Origin of the sequence: Streptococcus mitis, from assembly GCF_002096895.1 — a bacterium.
Lineage (GTDB): Bacteria > Bacillota > Bacilli > Lactobacillales > Streptococcaceae > Streptococcus > Streptococcus mitis_AH.
This window is the reverse complement of the sequence record NZ_NCVI01000018.1, coordinates 17668-34326: the sequence shown is the minus strand read 5'-3', so window position 1 is coordinate 34326 and position 16659 is coordinate 17668. Positions and strand designations below refer to the sequence as shown.

The 16659-nt window shown below is 40.5% G+C and carries 11 protein-coding genes and 1 pseudogene; all 12 read left to right on the top strand.

Annotated features, from left to right (window positions below; genetic code table 11):
* The first annotated feature begins 195 nt into the window (after positions 1–195).
* The 12 genes and pseudogenes from B7697_RS02985 (at position 196) to B7697_RS02930 (ending at position 16604) form a co-directional block, all read left to right on the top strand.
* A complete protein-coding gene (locus B7697_RS02985; protein WP_084950282.1) occupies positions 196–732 on the top strand; it encodes a GNAT family N-acetyltransferase in 537 nt (178 codons plus the stop codon).
* Between the two features lie 166 nt (positions 733–898).
* Entirely contained in the window at positions 899–1609 is a 711-nt protein-coding gene (gene ccdA2, locus B7697_RS02980) for a thiol-disulfide oxidoreductase-associated membrane protein CcdA2 (RefSeq protein WP_084950280.1), read from the top strand.
* A gap of 13 nt (positions 1610–1622) precedes the next feature.
* Positions 1623–2186, top strand: coding sequence for a redoxin family protein (locus tag B7697_RS02975; protein WP_084926851.1), 564 nt, complete (start codon positions 1623–1625; stop codon positions 2184–2186).
* Between the two features lie 9 nt (positions 2187–2195).
* Positions 2196–3308 carry a peptide-methionine (R)-S-oxide reductase MsrB gene (gene msrB / locus B7697_RS02970; protein ID WP_020903451.1) on the top strand — a complete coding sequence of 371 codons (1113 nt, stop codon included), beginning with the start codon at positions 2196–2198 and terminating at the stop codon, positions 3306–3308.
* A gap of 70 nt (positions 3309–3378) precedes the next feature.
* The gene (locus B7697_RS02965) at positions 3379–4116 is read left to right on the top strand and encodes a response regulator transcription factor (RefSeq protein ID WP_020902212.1); all 738 of its coding nucleotides are present in this window, start codon (positions 3379–3381) and stop codon (positions 4114–4116) included.
* Positions 4113–5804: a cache domain-containing sensor histidine kinase gene (locus tag B7697_RS02960; RefSeq protein WP_084950278.1), complete on the top strand. Its 1692-nt coding sequence runs from the start codon at positions 4113–4115 to the stop codon at positions 5802–5804. Before B7697_RS02965 ends, B7697_RS02960 begins: the two co-directional genes overlap by 4 nt.
* 114 nt (positions 5805–5918) lie before the next feature.
* The gene (locus B7697_RS02955) at positions 5919–6482 is read left to right on the top strand and encodes a TIGR01440 family protein (RefSeq protein WP_049550691.1); all 564 of its coding nucleotides are present in this window, start codon (positions 5919–5921) and stop codon (positions 6480–6482) included.
* A gap of 2 nt (positions 6483–6484) precedes the next feature.
* Positions 6485–12391 (top strand): ZmpA/ZmpB/ZmpC family metallo-endopeptidase, encoded by a 5907-nt coding sequence (locus B7697_RS02950; protein ID WP_084950276.1) that lies wholly within the window; start codon positions 6485–6487, stop codon positions 12389–12391.
* A 60-nt stretch (positions 12392–12451) separates the two neighbouring features.
* Entirely contained in the window at positions 12452–14173 is a 1722-nt protein-coding gene (gene pabB / locus B7697_RS02945; protein ID WP_004259076.1) for an aminodeoxychorismate synthase component I, read from the top strand.
* Entirely contained in the window at positions 14174–14791 is a 618-nt protein-coding gene (locus B7697_RS02940) for an alpha/beta fold hydrolase (RefSeq protein WP_084950274.1), read from the top strand.
* A 49-nt stretch (positions 14792–14840) separates the two neighbouring features.
* Positions 14841–15527 (top strand): annotated as a pseudogene (locus B7697_RS02935) (excalibur calcium-binding domain-containing protein); the annotation flags it as partial.
* A 117-nt stretch (positions 15528–15644) separates the two neighbouring features.
* The gene (locus B7697_RS02930; RefSeq protein ID WP_084950272.1) at positions 15645–16604 is read left to right on the top strand and encodes an ROK family glucokinase; all 960 of its coding nucleotides are present in this window, start codon (positions 15645–15647) and stop codon (positions 16602–16604) included.
* The last annotated feature ends 55 nt before the right edge of the window (positions 16605–16659 follow it).

Below are 16659 nucleotides of genomic sequence, written 5' to 3'. Positions count from 1 at the left end.
GTGGACCTTTTTAGCTTCTTGCCCTGAAACTCGAGAGCAAGAATAACCTCCAGTGGAGGTTTTCAGCCTCTCACCTTGAAATAAGAAAGTGAGAGAAGGTCCGGTGGACCTTTTTAGCTTATTACCTTGAAATTCTAAAGTAAATTTAAATTGAGATTGGACATAGAATCATCTATCAGAAAGCGAGGTAGCGTCATGAAAGCAATCGGTACGCAAATATTACAGACAGACCGTTTGATCTTGAGAAGATTTGTGGAAAGTGATGCAGAAGCCATGTTTCAGACCGCTGAGAATCTGACCTATATCACTTGGAATCCTCATCCTGATGTCGAGGTAACTCGGAACTCCGTTTTAAATTGGGTTGCTTCCTATGCTAATCCCAACTATTACAAATGGGCCATTTGCCTCAAAGAAAACCCAGAGCAAGTGATTGGAGATATTAGCATCGTTGAAATGGATGAGAATGATTCTTGTTGTGAAATTGGGTATGTGCTAGGAAAGGTTTACTGGAGGAATGGTATAATGACGGATGCCTTGAAAGCTGTCTTGGACTTTTGTTTTACTCAAGCAGGTTTTCAAGATGTCAGAGCACGATATGCTAGTCTCAATCCAGCTTCAGGTCGTGTCATGGAGAAGGCTGGAATGTCCTATCTAAAGACTATTACCAATGGTGTAGAGAGAAAAGGCTATCTTGCGGACCTTATTTATTATCAGGTAAGTAGTAAAGACTAGTGAATTTTCTTTTCAGTTTCCATCCAAGTCAGACTTTGTCTGGCTTTTTTTGCAACATTTTTTACATAACCTGATTAAATTCCTATTTTTCCCTATCATTGTCCCTGTTTTTTCTGGAATTTTGGGGCTATAATAGTCCTATCAAATCAAAGAATGGAGGAAGGCAATGGATAATATTATCTTTTTTATCAGTGTTTTTCTTGCTGGAATTCTTTCCTTCTTTTCTCCTTGTATCTTACCCTTGTTGCCAGTCTATGCAGGGGTCTTGTTGGATGACAAAGATGGTGCTCAGGTTTCTAGTGGTAAATTTTCAATCTCACTTGTTAGTTTATTGCGAACTCTGGCCTTTATAGCGGGGATTTCTTTTATTTTTATCTTACTGGGATATGGTGCTGGTTTTTTAGGAGACCTTTTGTATGCCTCTTGGTTTCAGTATGTGACGGGTGCGGTTATCATTCTCTTGGGCTTGCACCAGATGGAAGTCTTACATTTTCAGGGACTCTACAAGGAAAGAAGGATACAATTAAAGAGACAGGTACAAAAGGGTAAGGGCTATAGTCAGGCATTTTTACTGGGATTGACCTTTAGTTTTGCTTGGACGCCATGTGTGGGACCGGTTCTGGGCTCTGTTTTGGCCTTGGCGGCTTCAGGTGGCTCAGGTGCTTGGCAGGGAGCTGGTCTCATGTTGATTTACACGCTGGGTTTGGCGCTACCATTTTTGGTTCTAGCTCTAGCCTCCAGCTATGTTTTGAAACATTTCCGAAAACTTCATCCTTATCTAGGAACCCTCAAAAAAGTGGGTGGTTTCCTCATTATCGTGATGGGAATCTTGGTGCTTTTGGGAAATGCTTCCATTTTGACTACATTATTTGAATAGAGAGGAAGAAGAAATGAAAAAATGGCAAACATGTCTCCTTGGAGTCGGCTCAATCTGTTGCTTGGCAGCCTGTTCGGCTAAAAATATGTCAGACGAAGCTACTATGAAGGAGCAAACAAAAACAGAACAAGTCAGTTCACAAACTGCTACTAAAGGTCAGGCGGTTGCTGATTTCGAACTGATGGGAGTAGATGGCAAGACCTACCGCTTGTCTGATTACAAGGGCAAGAAAGTCTATCTCAAATTCTGGGCTTCTTGGTGTTCCATCTGTCTAGCCAGTCTTCCAGATACGGATGAAATTGCTAAGAATGCTGGTGATGATTATGTGGTCTTGACAGTGGTGTCTCCTGGACACAAGGGGGAACAAGCAGAAGCGGACTTCAAGAACTGGTACAAGGGCTTGGATTATAAAAATTTCCCAGTTCTAATTGACCCGTCAGGCAAACTCTTGGAAAGTTATGGTGTTCGTTCTTACCCAACTCAAGCCTTTATAGACAAGGAAGGAAAACTGGTCAAGACGCAACCAGGTTTTATGGATAAGGATATGATTTTAAAGACATTGAAAGAAATGGGGTAGAGAAAGGTCATGAATGATAAAGTAAAATTGTTTGTCTTGGCAGGAATCTTTTTCCTAGCCATAAGCGGTTTCTATTTTCTATTGATGCGAAATGCAGGGCAGACAGATAGCTCGCAAATTGAGAAAGCATCAGTTAGCCAAGGAGGAAAAACAGTGAAAAAAACAGAAGTGAGTAAAGATGCAGACTTGCACGAAATTTATCTGGCTGGAGGTTGTTTCTGGGGAGTTGAGGAATATTTCTCACGCGTTCCCGGAGTGACAGATGCCGTTTCAGGCTATGCAAATGGTAGAGGGGAAACAACCAAGTACGAATTGATTAACCAAACAGGTCATGCGGAGACTGTTCATGTTACTTATGATGCCAAACAAATTTCCCTAAAAGAAATCCTGCTTCATTACTTCCGCATTATCAATCCAACCAGCAAAAATAAACAAGGAAATGATGTGGGAACCCAGTACCGTACTGGTGTTTATTACACAGATGACAAGGATTTAGAGGTGATTAACCAAGTCTTTGATGAGGTGGCTAAGAAATACGATCAACCTCTAGCAGTTGAAAAGGAGAGTCTGCAGAATTTTGTAGTGGCTGAGGATTACCACCAAGACTATCTCAAGAAAAATCCAAATGGCTACTGCCATATCAATGTCAATCAGGCGGCCTATCCCGTCATTGATGCCAGCAAATATCCCAAACCAAGTGATGAGGAATTGAAAAAGACCTTGTCACCTGAGGAGTATGCAGTTACCCAGAAAAATCAAACAGAACGAGCTTTTTCAAACCGTTACTGGGATAAATTTGAATCTGGTATCTATGTGGATGTAGCAACTGGTGAACCTCTCTTTTCATCAAAGGATAAGTTTGAGTCTGGTTGTGGCTGGCCTAGTTTTACCCAACCCATCAGTCCAGATGTTGCCACCTACAAGGAAGATAAGTCTTACAATATGACACGCATGGAAGTGCGAAGCCGAGTTGGAGATTCTCACCTTGGCCATGTCTTTACGGACGGCCCACAGGACAAGGGTGGCTTGCGCTACTGTATTAATAGTCTCTCTATCCGTTTTATTCCCAAAGACCAAATGGAAGAAAAAGGATATGCTTATTTACTAGATTATGTCGATTAAGAGGGCTTTCCTAAGCAGTTAGAGGAGAATTTTGCTATACTGATACTAGTAAGTGACAAAGGAGCCGAGCATGACCTATACAATCTTAATCGTAGAAGATGAATATCTGGTAAGACAAGGCTTGACCAAGCTGGTCAATGTAGCAGCCTACGATATGGAAATCATCGATCAGGCTGAAAATGGAAGACAGGCTTGGGAATTGATACAAAAGCAGGTGCCGGATATCATTTTAACCGATATCAATATGCCTCAGCTAAATGGCATCCAGTTGGCCAGTCTGGTCCGAGAAACCTATCCTCAGGTGCATCTGGTTTTTTTGACAGGTTACGATGATTTTGATTATGCTTTGTCTGCCGTCAAACTAGGTGTCGATGACTACCTGCTCAAGCCCTTTTCTCGTCAGGATATTGAGGAAATGTTGGGGAAAATCAAGCAAAAGTTGGATAAGGAAGAAAAGGAAGAGCAGTTACAAGATTTATTAACTGATAAGTTTGAAGGAAACATGGCCCAGAAAATCCAGTCCCATCTGGCTGATAGCCAGTTTAGTTTAAAGTCTTTAGCCAGTGACTTGGGCTTTAGTCCGACTTATCTGAGTTCTTTGATTAAGAAAGAGTTGGGACTGCCTTTTCAGGATTACCTGGTGAGAGAACGTGTCAAACAAGCTAAGCTCTTGCTTTTAACTACAGATCTAAAGATTTATGAGATAGCAGAGAAGGTTGGTTTTGAAGATATGAACTATTTTACACAACGTTTTAAACAGATTGCAGGTGTGACACCTCGTCAGTTTAAGAAGGGGGAAGGTCGATGAAACGTTCTTCTCTCCTAGTCAGAATGGTTATTTCCATCTTTCTGGTCTTTCTCATTCTCCTAGCTCTGGTTGGGACTTTCTACTATCAATCTAGTTCATCAGCCATTGAGGCTAGCATTGCGGGCAATAGCCAGACGACTATCAGCCAAACTAGCCACTTTATCCAGTCTTATATCAAAAAATTAGAAACCACCTCGACCAGCTTGACCCAGCAGACGGATGTCCTAGCCTATGCTGAGAATCCCAGTCAAGACAAGGTCAAGGAAATCCGAGATCTGTTTTTGACTATCTTAAAGGCAGACCAAGACTTGAAAACGGTAGTTCTGGTCACCAAATCAGGTCAGGTCATTTCTACAGACGATAGTGTGCAGATGAAAACCTCCTCTGATATGATGGCTGAGGATTGGTACCAAAAGGCTATTCATCAGGGAGCCATGCCAGTTTTGACCCCAGCTCGTAAATCAGATAGTCAGTGGGTTATTTCTATCACTCAAGAACTTGTTGATGCAAAGGGAGCCAATCTGGGTGTACTTCGTTTGGATATTTCTTATGAAACTCTGGAAGCCTATCTAAATCAACTTCAGTTGGGTCAGCAGGGCTTTGCCTTTATTATCAATGAAAACCATGAATTTGTTTACCATCCTCAACACACAGTTTATAGTTCGTCTAGCGAAATGGAGGCCATGAAACCCTATATTGATACAGGGCAGGGCTATACTCCAGATCACAAGTCCTACGTCAGTCAGGAAAGGATTGCTGGAACTGATTGGACGGTGCTTGGCGTGTCTTCGTTGGAGAAGTTAGACCAGATTAGGAGTCAACTCATGTGGACCTTGCTTGGAGCCAGTTTCACCTCTCTTCTTGCCTGTCTCTGCTTGGTGTGGATTAGTCTTAAACGTTGGATTGCTCCTCTGAATGACTTGAGAGAAACCATGCTGGAAATTGCTTCTGGTAATCAGAATCTTCGTGCCAAGGAAGCGGGTGCTTATGAATTGAGAGAGGTGACTCGCCAGTTCAATGCCATGTTGGATCAGGTTGATCAGTTGATGGCAGATATTCGCAGACAGGAAGAAACGTCCCGTCAGTATGAACTTCAAGCTTTATCAAGCCAAATTAATCCGCATTTCCTCTATAACACCTTGGACACTATCATCTGGATGGCTGAATTTCAGGACAGTCAGCGAGTGGTTCAAGTGACCAAGTCCTTGGCAACCTACTTCCGCTTGGCGCTCAATCAGGGTAAAGATTTGATTTGCCTCTCTGACGAAATCAACCATGTCCGCCAGTATCTCTTTATCCAGAAACAACGCTATGGAGATAAGCTGGAATATGAGATTGATGAAAATCCTGCCTTTGATAAGCTAGTTTTGCCCAAGCTGGTGTTGCAACCTCTTGTAGAAAATGCTCTTTACCATGGCATCAAGGAGAAGGAAGGTCAGGGACATATTAGAGTTTCTGTTCAGAAAAAGGATTTAGGACTAGTCATCCGCATTGAGGATGATGGAGTTGGCTTCCAAGATGCTGGCGATAGTAGTCAAAGTCAACTCAAACGTGGGGGAGTTGGTCTTCAAAATGTTGATCAGCGGCTCAAACTTCATTTTGGAGAAGATTACCAGATGAATATTGATTCTGTCCCCTCAAAAGGAACGACGGTTAAAATATACATAAATAGAATAGAAACTAGCTAACTCCCAGTCAATTCTGGGAGTTTTATGCGTAATTGGGCAAGCTTTCTAGGTTGTCTATCTTGCTAAAACGTAGAAAAAACGATATGATAGATAATGACAAAAGAGGTATCAAGTATGAAGGAAAAAGACATTCAAAGAGAAACAAGCCAGATTGTAAAAGATGTATTAGAAAAGGCCAATTTGAAGCAAGGATCTATCTTTGTTTTGGGCCTTTCTTCTAGTGAGGTGATAGGTGGTCAGATTGGCAAGGAATCTAGCCAAGAAATTGGCGAAATCATTGTGAAGACCATCCTAGATATCCTAGAGGAAAAAGGAATTCATCTAGCTGTTCAAGGTTGTGAACATGTCAATCGGGCTCTCGTTGTTGAACGTCAGGTTGCAGAGCAATTTGGTCTGGAAATAGTTAGTGTTCTTCCTACTCTCCATGCAGGAGGTTCGGGTCAATTGGCAGCCTTCAAGTTGATGCAGGATCCAGTTGAGGTTGAATTTATCAAGGCTCATGCTGGATTGGATATCGGAGACACTGCAATTGGCATGCATGTCAAGCATGTTCAGGTTCCGATTCGCCCTCTTTTGAGAGAGATTGGGCATGCCCATGTAACGGCTCTTGCAAGTCGTCCAAAATTAATCGGAGGTGCGCGTGCGCATTATCCACAAGATTCTATTAGAAAGTCGTGAAAATGAGAAAAACAAAACAACAACTAGAAAAGATTACCAAATATTCGATTCGTAAGCTAACTGTTGGGGTAGGTCCTGTAGCCATTGGGGCCTTCCTTTTTGGTGCTGCTACCCTTTCAGTAGATAAGGTTCAAGCCAATGAAGTTGGCGGTGCTCATAGTGTTCATTACCGTTATTTGGCGGAGCAGGAATTGACCGAGTCTGAAAAAGCCCTGATTCACCATGAGGTTCCAACAGAATTTCAAGATGATGATATTCTTTATGTAGTTTATCGCAAGAAGGCAACTAACAGTCAACAACTTCCTTACACAGGAAGTAAGGAATTAGCCTTGGCAGGTCTTGGTTTGGCAACAGCTTCGCTAGCAGTCTTTTTGGTGTCTAAAAAAGGTCGCAAGGAGGTTCTAGGTGTTCTTTTGATTGGTTCTTTAGGAGCTAGCACTTTTGTACCTTATGGAACATTTGCGTTTGAAAATAAAGAATTGCTTTCTTATAATCAAACTATTTTGGCCTCTACACATGAGGGCTTGGCTGAAGGGATTATCCACATTGATGGCTATGAATACATTGGATACTTCAAGGAAGCAGAACTCCATCCATCAAGACCAGCTTCAGCTGAGAAGCCTCAGTTGCCAGTAGAAAAGCAAAGTTCAAAAGAGATCGAGAAAACAGAAGTAGTTCAAGAAACATCGACTGTTGCGCCAGAAACTGTCGTTGAAAAACCTGTGACACAAACTTCAGTTGCTCCTGCTGTTGAAGAAAAATCAGTTTCTGCGAATCCTCAGACAAGACAGGAAGAGAGCTTGGTAGAGATTCCGTTTGAAACAGTCACAAATCCAGATGCGAATCTAGCAGAAGGACAGACTCGTATCGTCGCAGCTGGAGTAAATGGTCAGCGTCGCCTTGTAAGCAAAGTTTCGATGGTCAACGGTCAAGAAGTTAGAGAAGTCATCCAAGACCAAGTAGTCCAAAATCCTGTGTCGCAAGTCATTGCAGTCGGAACGAAGAAAGAGGTGCAACCTGCCCCAACTCCAGTACCACAAGCTGAATCAACGCATCAAGTAGCAAAAGGAACTCAAGAGGAAGGCAAAGAAGGCCAAGTCTTAACACAACCAACCTTACCAGATGCTCCAGTTGAAACGAAGGGTACCCAAGAAGAAGGCAAAGCAGGTCAAGCTCTAACACAACCAGAACTTCCAGAGGCTCCAATAGAATCAAAAGGTACCCAAGAGGAAGGTAAAGAAGGCCAAGCCTTAACACAACCAACCTTACCAGAAGCTCCAATCGAAGTAAAAGGTACACAAGAGGAAGGTAAAGCAGGTCAAGCTCTTGTACAAGAACCGTTACCTGAGTACAAAGTAACTGAGGGAACCCTTGTTGAAACATCGACTACAGACCTAGACTACAAAACTGAAACGACTGAGGATCCAACCAAGTATACGGACGAAGAAACTGTCGTAAGAAATGGTGAAAAAGGTAGTCAAGTTACTAAAACAACTTATAAAACAGTAGAAGGTGTTAAAACTGACCAAGTTCTTTCAACTAGCACAGAAGTTACCAAGGAGCCTGTAAACCAACAGGTAAGTCGTGGGACAAAACCAATTGAAGGAACTCTTGTAGAAGAAAGTCTTGAAAAGATTCCATTTAAGGAAGTTGTTAAAGAAGATGATCAACTGAAAAAAGGCTTAGAAGTTGTCGCTCAAGAAGGAAAAGAAGGTCAGAAAAAAATCACCAAGACTTTTAATACCATTAAGGGAGTTAAAACAGAGGACGCTCCAAAAGTTACAGAGGAAATCCTTGAGGCACCTCAAGATAAAATTTTAAAACGTGGTACCAAGAGCTTTGAAAAACCAGTATTGACCATCACAGCAGTTGAATCTAAGGATTTGAAGCGTACTTCAGATGTTAAGTATAGTCTAGAAAATCCAAGTAAGGCAGCCATTAAATCTATCACCTTAACTCTGAAAAAAGGTGATGAGATTGTGAAGACATTGAATGTTTCACCAGATGACTTGACAACTACCCTGACAGATTTACAGTACTACAAGGATTATAAACTTGAAACGAAGATGGTTTATGACCGTGGTGAGGGTGATGAGGAAGAAGTTCTGAAAGAAGAACCGCTAAGAATTGACCTCAAAAAAGTTGAAATCAAAAACATCAAAGAAACAAGCTTGATGAGTGTGGACGCTGATGGTAACGAAACAGACACTAGTTTGCTGACAGAAAAACCAGCTGATGTTGCTCCGCTTTATTTACGAGTGACCACTCATGACAATAAAATAACAAGACTGGCTGTTGATAAGATTGAAGAAGTAGAAAAAGACGGAAAAACTTTATACAAAGTTACTGCCAAAGCACCTGATTTGATTCAACGGAATGCTGACAACACGCTGAACGAAGAGTATGTTCATTACTTTGAAAAACAAAAAACACACGAAGGTGATGTATATTATAGCTTTGACGACCTTGTAAAAGCTATGCAAAAAGACCCGACTGGCACATTTAAGCTTGGTATCAATATCAATGCTGCTAACGTTAAACCAGCAGGAAAATCTTATGTTACTAATGCTTTCAAAGGAACATTAACAAGCACTGACGGTAATAAATTTACCATTAGCAATATGAACAGACCTTTATTCGGTGATATTGTCGGTGGTACTGTTAAAGATTTACTACTTGAAAATGTAAATATCGACATGCCAGGGACTGATAGAATTGCACCACTAGCGAATGTTATCAAAAATAATGCGACTGTAGAGAATATTAAAGTAACAGGTAACGTTGTTGGTAATAATGATGTATCTGGTGTTATAAATAAAATTGATGGTAGTGGAAAATTAAGTAACGTTGCATTTATCGGTAAAGTACACGCTGCTGGAAATCGCGGTGGTTACTTAACAGGTATCGTCGGTGAAAACTGGAAAGGTATTGTAGAAAAAGCTTATGTTGATGCTGAAATCACAGGTAACAAAGCTAAGGCCGCTGGAATCGTATATTCATCTCAAAACGGTGGCAACAACAATACTTTAGGTAAAGAAGGTACTCTTCGAAACTCTGTAGCAAAAGGCTCTATTGAACTCAAAGAAGCCGTTATGTCTGGTGGACTGCTAGGGACTAACTGGGCACTAGGGGCTATAGAAGACAACATCACTATGATGAAAGTTAAGACTGGTGAAATGGTCTTTGGTCACTCTGATATTGATGCTGATGATTACTTTACATACTCTAGAACGAAGCGCAACTACAGTGTTGAGGGTGTAAGTGAAGGTAAAACAACTTATAAAAATTCTAAAAAAATTCCTAGCATAACTAAAGAAAAAGCTGATGAATTAATTGCTAAAATGGGAATCACTGCTGATAAATTCGAGAGCACACTTCCTATTGAAGATAAACTGAACAATATTGTAAGTAAAGCTGATCAATACAAAAACATTGATGACTACAATGCTTCTCGTGAGCTTGCATACCGTAATATTGAAAAACTTCAACCGTTCTACAACAAAGAATGGATTGTTAACCAAGGGAACAAGCTTGCAGAAGGTTCAAACTTGTTAACGAAAGAAGTATTGTCTGTAACTGCAATGAAAGGCAATGACTTTGTCACAGACCTTACAGATGCTGACCATATTATGGTTCACTACGCAGATAAGACAAAAGAAATCTTAACAATTTTACCGAAAGAATCTAAAGTGAAACAAGTGAAAGAATACAGTGTCGCTGAGCTTGGTGAAGTCGTTTATACACCAAATATGGTGGTTAAAGATCGTACAGATTTAATCAGTGCTATCGAAAGCAAGTTAAGTTCAGTAGAATTACAATCTGAGCCGATTTACCAACACTTGGGTAGAACTGGTGGCAACAAAGTCAATGCAATTAAAGATTTGTACTTAGAAGAAAGCTTCAAGTATGTTAAAGATAATCTTAATAAATTCGTTACGAAGTTAGTTGAAAATGAAGATCACCAGCTTAACACTGATGAAGCTGTAAAACGTGCCTTGATTAAGAAAATCGATGACAATAAGGCCGCAGTTCTTCTTGGTTTGTCTTACCTCAACCGTTACTACGGAGTTAAATTCGATGACTTTAATATTAAAGAATTAATGCTATTCAAACCTGACTTCTATGGTAAGAATGTGAGTGTCTTAGATAGAATCATCAATATTGGTTCTAAAGAAAACAATGTAAAAGGTGACCGTACTCACGATGCATACCGTGAAGTGATCGCTGCTGCTACTGGTAAGGGTGACCTAAATGCATTCTTAAAATACAATATGGAACTCTTCACAAGTGACACAGATTTAAACGATTGGTTCATAAAAGCAACTAAAGATAATGTATATGTCGTTGAACCAACAACTACAAATCCTGCATTCGCAGATAAGAAACACAGAGCTTATGAAGGATTAAATAACGATGTTCACGGTAAGATGATTCTTCCCCTTCTGAACCTAAAAGATGCACATATGTTCTTAATCTCAACATATAACACTATGGCATATAGCTCATTTGAGAAATATGGTAAGTATACTGAAGCTGAGCGTGAGGCATTCAAGGCTGAAATTAATAAAGTAGCTAAAGGTCAACAAAATTACCTAGATTTCTGGTCACGTTTATCATTAGATAAAGTTCGTAATCAATTATTGAAGAGTCAAAATATGGTACCAACTCCAGTATTAGATAACCAAAACTATAAAGGAATTAGTACTGATCGTTATGGACACACTGCTAGCGGTAAAGATGTTGCTCCAGTACGTGAATTATATGGACCAACCGGTCGTTATCATGCAACAGATGGACGAATGGGAGCAGTAGCTCGTGTTTATCCTAAACCATATAAAGATGATTCGGTGTTCTTCATGGTGACAGATATGATTAGTGACTTTGGTATTTCAGCCTTTACACATGAAACAACTCACGTAAATGACCGTATGGTATATCTAGGAGGTTCGGGACACCGTGAAGGTACTGACTTAGAGGCATTTGCACAAGGTATGTTACAATCTCCTGCTGAATCAAGTCCAAACGGTGACTTTAAAGCATTAGGATTAAACATGGCCTATGAACGTCCAAATAACGGAAACCAATGGTATAACACTAATCCAAATGACCTTGCATCTCGAGAAGAGATCGATCATTACATGAAAGGTTTCAATGATACGCTCATGCTTCTTGATTATCTAGAAGGTGAAGCCGTTCTTGATAAACACGATAAAGAACTAAACAACGCTTGGTTCAAGAAAGTGGATAAAAAACTACGTGGAGCGAATACGAAGAATCAATATGATGTAGTTCGTGATCTGAATGCAACAGAAAAAGAATATGAGTTGAATTCTGTTAATGATTTAGTAGAGAAAAACTTCATGACAAAACATGGTCCTGGTAATGCTACATATGACCCAACTGGATTTGGAACTGCCTATGTAACAGTGCCTATCACTGCAGGTATTTATGGTGGTAATACAAGTGAAGGGGCTCCTGGCTCAATGTCATTCAAGCATAATACCTTCCGTATGTGGGGTTACTTTGGATATGAAAAAGGCTTCCTAAACTACGCTTCAAATATGTTAAAAGCTGAATCTAAAAAAGCTGGTAACGCTACTTTAGGTGACGACTTCATCATTAAGAAAGTTTCTGATGGTAAATTTACTTCTCTAGAAGCTTGGAAGAAAGAATACTTTAAAGAAGTTGTGGATAAAGCTAAAGCAGGATTTAACCCTGTTACAATCGACGGTACTACATACAGTAGTTATGATGACTTGAAGAATGCATTTGCTGCAGCAGTTGATAAAGATAAAGCTACTCTTAAAAATGGTTCAATTAAGTTTGATAATACTGTATCACTTAAAGAGAAACTATACAAAAAACTTCTTCAACAAACAAACAGCTTTAAAACTTCAATCTTTAAATAATTGAAATCTCTCATCTGCTTTGCGGATGAGGGTTTTCTTAATTTGTGCTATACTTAAGGTATGCATAGAAAAACAGTGATTGATTTTAGGGCTTTGGGCGAGAGATACACCTTTACCCAGCCTATTAAAGAGTTGAAAACGAGAAATGTAGCAGAAGTGGCAGATTTGCTGGTACAAGTGGAAAGCTACCAAGAGCAAGGCTACTATGTGGTGGGCTATGTCAGCTACGAGGCTGCACCTGCTTTTGAGGAGAAATTAGCAGTTCATAAAGCTCCTTTACTGGACGAGTATTTGCTTTACTTTACTGTTCACGATAGGGTGGAGACATCTCCTATTCCCCTGACTTATGATGAGGTTGATTTGCCTTCAAATTGGCAGGAAGTGACGTCTGAAGCAGATTATGAAAAGGCGATTGCTCAGATTCACCATCATTTGCGGCAGGGGGACACCTATCAGGTCAACTACACCGTCCAACTCAAGCAAAAATTAAGTGCCAATCCTTTTGCCATCTACAATCGTATGGTAGTAGAGCAGGAGGCGGGCTACAATGCTTATGTTGAACATGACGAGATGGCAGTGATTTCCATGAGTCCAGAACTCTTTTTTGAGCAAAATGACCGCGAGTTGACAACACGACCAATGAAGGGAACGACTCAGCGTGGGGTAACTGACCAAGAAGATCTTGAACAGGCCAGTTGGTTGGAGCAGGATTCTAAAAATCGCTCTGAAAATATGATGATTGTGGACCTCTTGCGCAATGACATGAACCGTATTTCTGAGGTGGGGAGTGAGCATGTAGAGCGTCTTTGCCAAGTGGAACAGTATTCAACGGTTTGGCAGATGACTTCGACCATCAAGAGTTGGTTGCGAGAGGATGTTGACCTTGTAGAGATATTCCGTTCTCTATTTCCTTGTGGTTCCATAACGGGAGCTCCGAAAATTGCGACTATGGAAATCATCAAGGACTTGGAGCCACAACCGCGCGGAATCTACTGTGGAACGATTGGTCTCCTGCTTCCAAATGGACGACGAATTTTCAATGTTGCTATTCGGACCATTCAACTGCATCAAGGGAAAGCCATCTATGGAGTTGGCGGAGGCATTACATGGGATAGCACTTGGGAGTCTGAATACCGTGAGGTTCATCAAAAGGCGGCAGTTCTTTATCGTAAACAAGCTCGTTTCAAACTGATTACTACAGGGAAAATCAGCCAGAAGAACTTGCTGTTTGAAGAACAACATATAGAAAGGCTGAGAAAAGCTAGTCGGTATTTTGCCTTTCCATTTGATTCAGAAAACTTGAAACAAAAGATAGAGGAAGAGTGTCAGGCTTGTGATGCTAATCAAGATTACCGCTTGCATATTTCTCTCGACAAGTCTGGAGAGATAGAAGTAGATCGTCAAGTATTAACAGCTCTTAGTCCAAGTTTTTGTCAGGCCAAACTTTGCCTTCAGGAAGCCAATTTGCAACAAGCCTTTATCTACTTCAAAACGACTCACCGACCGCATTTGAGCATAGGGGAGCAAGAGATCATTTACCATAATAAGTCTGGAGAACTTCTTGAAACCTCTATCGGAAATTTGGTTCTGAAAATTTCTGGGAAACTCTACACACCGCCTATCCGACTGGGAATCTTGCCAGGAATTTACCGTCAGCTCTTGCTGGAAACAGGACAGGTAGAAGAGAGAGTCTTGACTTTAAAAGACTTAGCCCGAGCAGAAGCTATTTACGGCTGTAATGCAGTCAGGGGCTTGTATGAGTTGTCAGTAAGGGAGAACTAAATGAAATTAATATTTTTACATGGCCTAGGTCAGTCAGCAGATAGTTGGAAAGAAGTTCGGAATCTACTGACAGATTATCCTTCTGAGGCTATTGAGTTATTTCCTTCTGGAGTTAGCAACTATCAACAAGCTAAAGAGCGAGTTTATCAGCATCTAGCTCAAGAGACAGAACCTTTTATTTTGGTTGGATTGTCCTTAGGTGCTGCCCTGGCATTAGAACTATCTAGTTACGATTTATCAAATCTCCGAGCTTTGGTTCTATCAGGATGTCCACTTAAACTGTCTGGTAATATCCTATTTTATCTTCAGTTGATGATTTTTAAACTACTTCCCAAAAAAGTATTTGAAAAACAGGGAGCAGACAAGGCTTTTATGGTCGGAGTTTCTGAGGAATTGAAGACACTTGATTTAACTGATATATCAAGAACTTGTCCTTATCCAACCTTACTAATTTGTGGCAGCAAAGATAAACCGAATCTTAGCTCTATGAGAAGTCTTCATAAACTAATATCAGAATCCCAATTTCAGATTATTCCGGACGGCCCTCATGTTTTGAATAAGGAAAAACCAAAAGAGTTTGCAGAAATAACCAGAAGTTTCCTTGAATTGCTGAAATAAGTTTGATAAAATAATAGTGAAATCGATAACATTGTTATAGGAGAAAGAAATGAATAAACGTCTATTTTTAAAAATGAGTCTGGCTACCTTGCCAGTTTTAGCCTTGTTTTCACAACCTGTGTTAGCAGAAGAAAACATTCATTTTTCTAGTTGTAAAGAAGCTTGGGCGAATGGATACGCAGATATTCACGAGGGAGAACCTGGTTATTCTGCCAAGTTAGACCGCGATCATGATGGTGTGGCTTGCGAATTGAAAAATGCTCCTAAGGGTGCTTTTAAAGCAAAACAAACGGCTACAACTCAAACTGATACAACTTCATCCACAGCAAGTGGTTGGGTTAAGCAGGACGGTTCTTGGTACTATTTTGATGGAAATGGAAATCCAGTGAAAAATGCATGGCAGGGAAGCTATTACCTGAAAGCTGATGGTAAAATGGCACAGAGTGAATGGATTTATGACTCTTCCTATCAAGCTTGGTATTATTTGAAATCAGATGGTTCTTATGCAAAAAATGCATGGCAAGGAGCTTATTACCTTAAATCAAACGGTAAAATGGCACAAGGTGAGTGGGTTTATGACTCTTCTTATCAAGCCTGGTATTACTTGAAATCAGATGGTTCTTATGCTCGCAATGCATGGCAAGGAAACTACTATTTGAAATCAGATGGTAAAATGGCTAAAAATGAGCGAGTTGATGGAGGCCGCTACTATGTAGATGCTTCAGGTCTATGGAAACCATAAGTAAGGATAAAATCTAGAAAGTTAATGCAAACCTTTGCATAAATGAGTGAATTTTGTTATACTAGTACTGTAAGCATTTTCAATTAATTCATAATGAAAAAGGAGAATATGATGAGTCAAAAGATTATTGGGATTGACCTTGGTGGAACTTCTATCAAATTTGCAATTTTAACTCAAGAGGGAGAAATCCAAGAAAAATGGTCTATCAAGACAAATATTTTGGATGAAGGAAGCCATATCGTAGATGATATGATTGAGTCTATTCAACATCGTTTGGACTTGCTTGGATTGGCAGCAGCAGACTTCCAAGGTATCGGAATGGGATCACCAGGTGTGGTTGACCGTGAAAAAGGGACTGTTATCGGTGCCTACAACCTCAACTGGAAAACCCTTCAACCAATTAAAGAAAAGATTGAAAAAGCCTTGGGTATTCCTTTCTTTATCGATAATGATGCCAACGTAGCTGCTCTTGGTGAGCGCTGGATGGGTGCTGGTGATAACCAACCAGACGTTGTCTTTATGACACTTGGTACTGGTGTTGGTGGCGGTATCGTCGCAGAAGGCAAATTGCTTCACGGTGTTGCTGGTGCAGCAGGTGAACTTGGCCACATCACTGTTGACTTTGACCAACCAATCGCATGTACTTGTGGTAAGAAAGGCTGCCTTGAGACAGTGGCTTCTGCAACAGGGATTGTCAACTTGACTCGTCGTTATGCCGATGAATACGAAGGCGATGCAGAGTTGAAACGCTTGATTGATAATGGAGAAGAAGTAACTGCTAAGACTGTCTTTGATTTGGCAAAAGAAGGAGACGACCTTGCCTTGATCGTTTACCGTAACTTCTCACGTTACTTGGGAATCGCTTGTGCTAACATTGGTTCAATCCTAAACCCATCAACAATCGTCATCGGTGGTGGTGTGTCAGCTGCAGGAGAATTCCTTCTACAAGGTGTTCAAAAAGTCTACGATGAAAATACTTTCCCACAAGTACGCACATCAACAAAATTGGCTCTTGCAACTCTAGGAAATGATGCTGGAGTTATCGGAGCAGCATCACTTGTATTGCAGTAAAATAAAAAAGGAGAAAATTGCTTTCCAGAAGCGAGTGATTTTCCTCCTTTCTTTT

Coding starts and splice junctions, on each gene's coding strand:
- B7697_RS02985 (WP_084950282.1), top strand. CDS start 196: ATGAAAGCAATCGGTACGCAAATATTACAGACAGACCGTTTGATCTTG.
- ccdA2 (WP_084950280.1), top strand. CDS start 899: ATGGATAATATTATCTTTTTTATCAGTGTTTTTCTTGCTGGAATTCTT.
- B7697_RS02975 (WP_084926851.1), top strand. CDS start 1,623: ATGAAAAAATGGCAAACATGTCTCCTTGGAGTCGGCTCAATCTGTTGC.
- msrB (WP_020903451.1), top strand. CDS start 2,196: ATGAATGATAAAGTAAAATTGTTTGTCTTGGCAGGAATCTTTTTCCTA.
- B7697_RS02965 (WP_020902212.1), top strand. CDS start 3,379: ATGACCTATACAATCTTAATCGTAGAAGATGAATATCTGGTAAGACAA.
- B7697_RS02960 (WP_084950278.1), top strand. CDS start 4,113: ATGAAACGTTCTTCTCTCCTAGTCAGAATGGTTATTTCCATCTTTCTG.
- B7697_RS02955 (WP_049550691.1), top strand. CDS start 5,919: ATGAAGGAAAAAGACATTCAAAGAGAAACAAGCCAGATTGTAAAAGAT.
- B7697_RS02950 (WP_084950276.1), top strand. CDS start 6,485: ATGAGAAAAACAAAACAACAACTAGAAAAGATTACCAAATATTCGATT.
- pabB (WP_004259076.1), top strand. CDS start 12,452: ATGCATAGAAAAACAGTGATTGATTTTAGGGCTTTGGGCGAGAGATAC.
- B7697_RS02940 (WP_084950274.1), top strand. CDS start 14,174: ATGAAATTAATATTTTTACATGGCCTAGGTCAGTCAGCAGATAGTTGG.
- B7697_RS02930 (WP_084950272.1), top strand. CDS start 15,645: ATGAGTCAAAAGATTATTGGGATTGACCTTGGTGGAACTTCTATCAAA.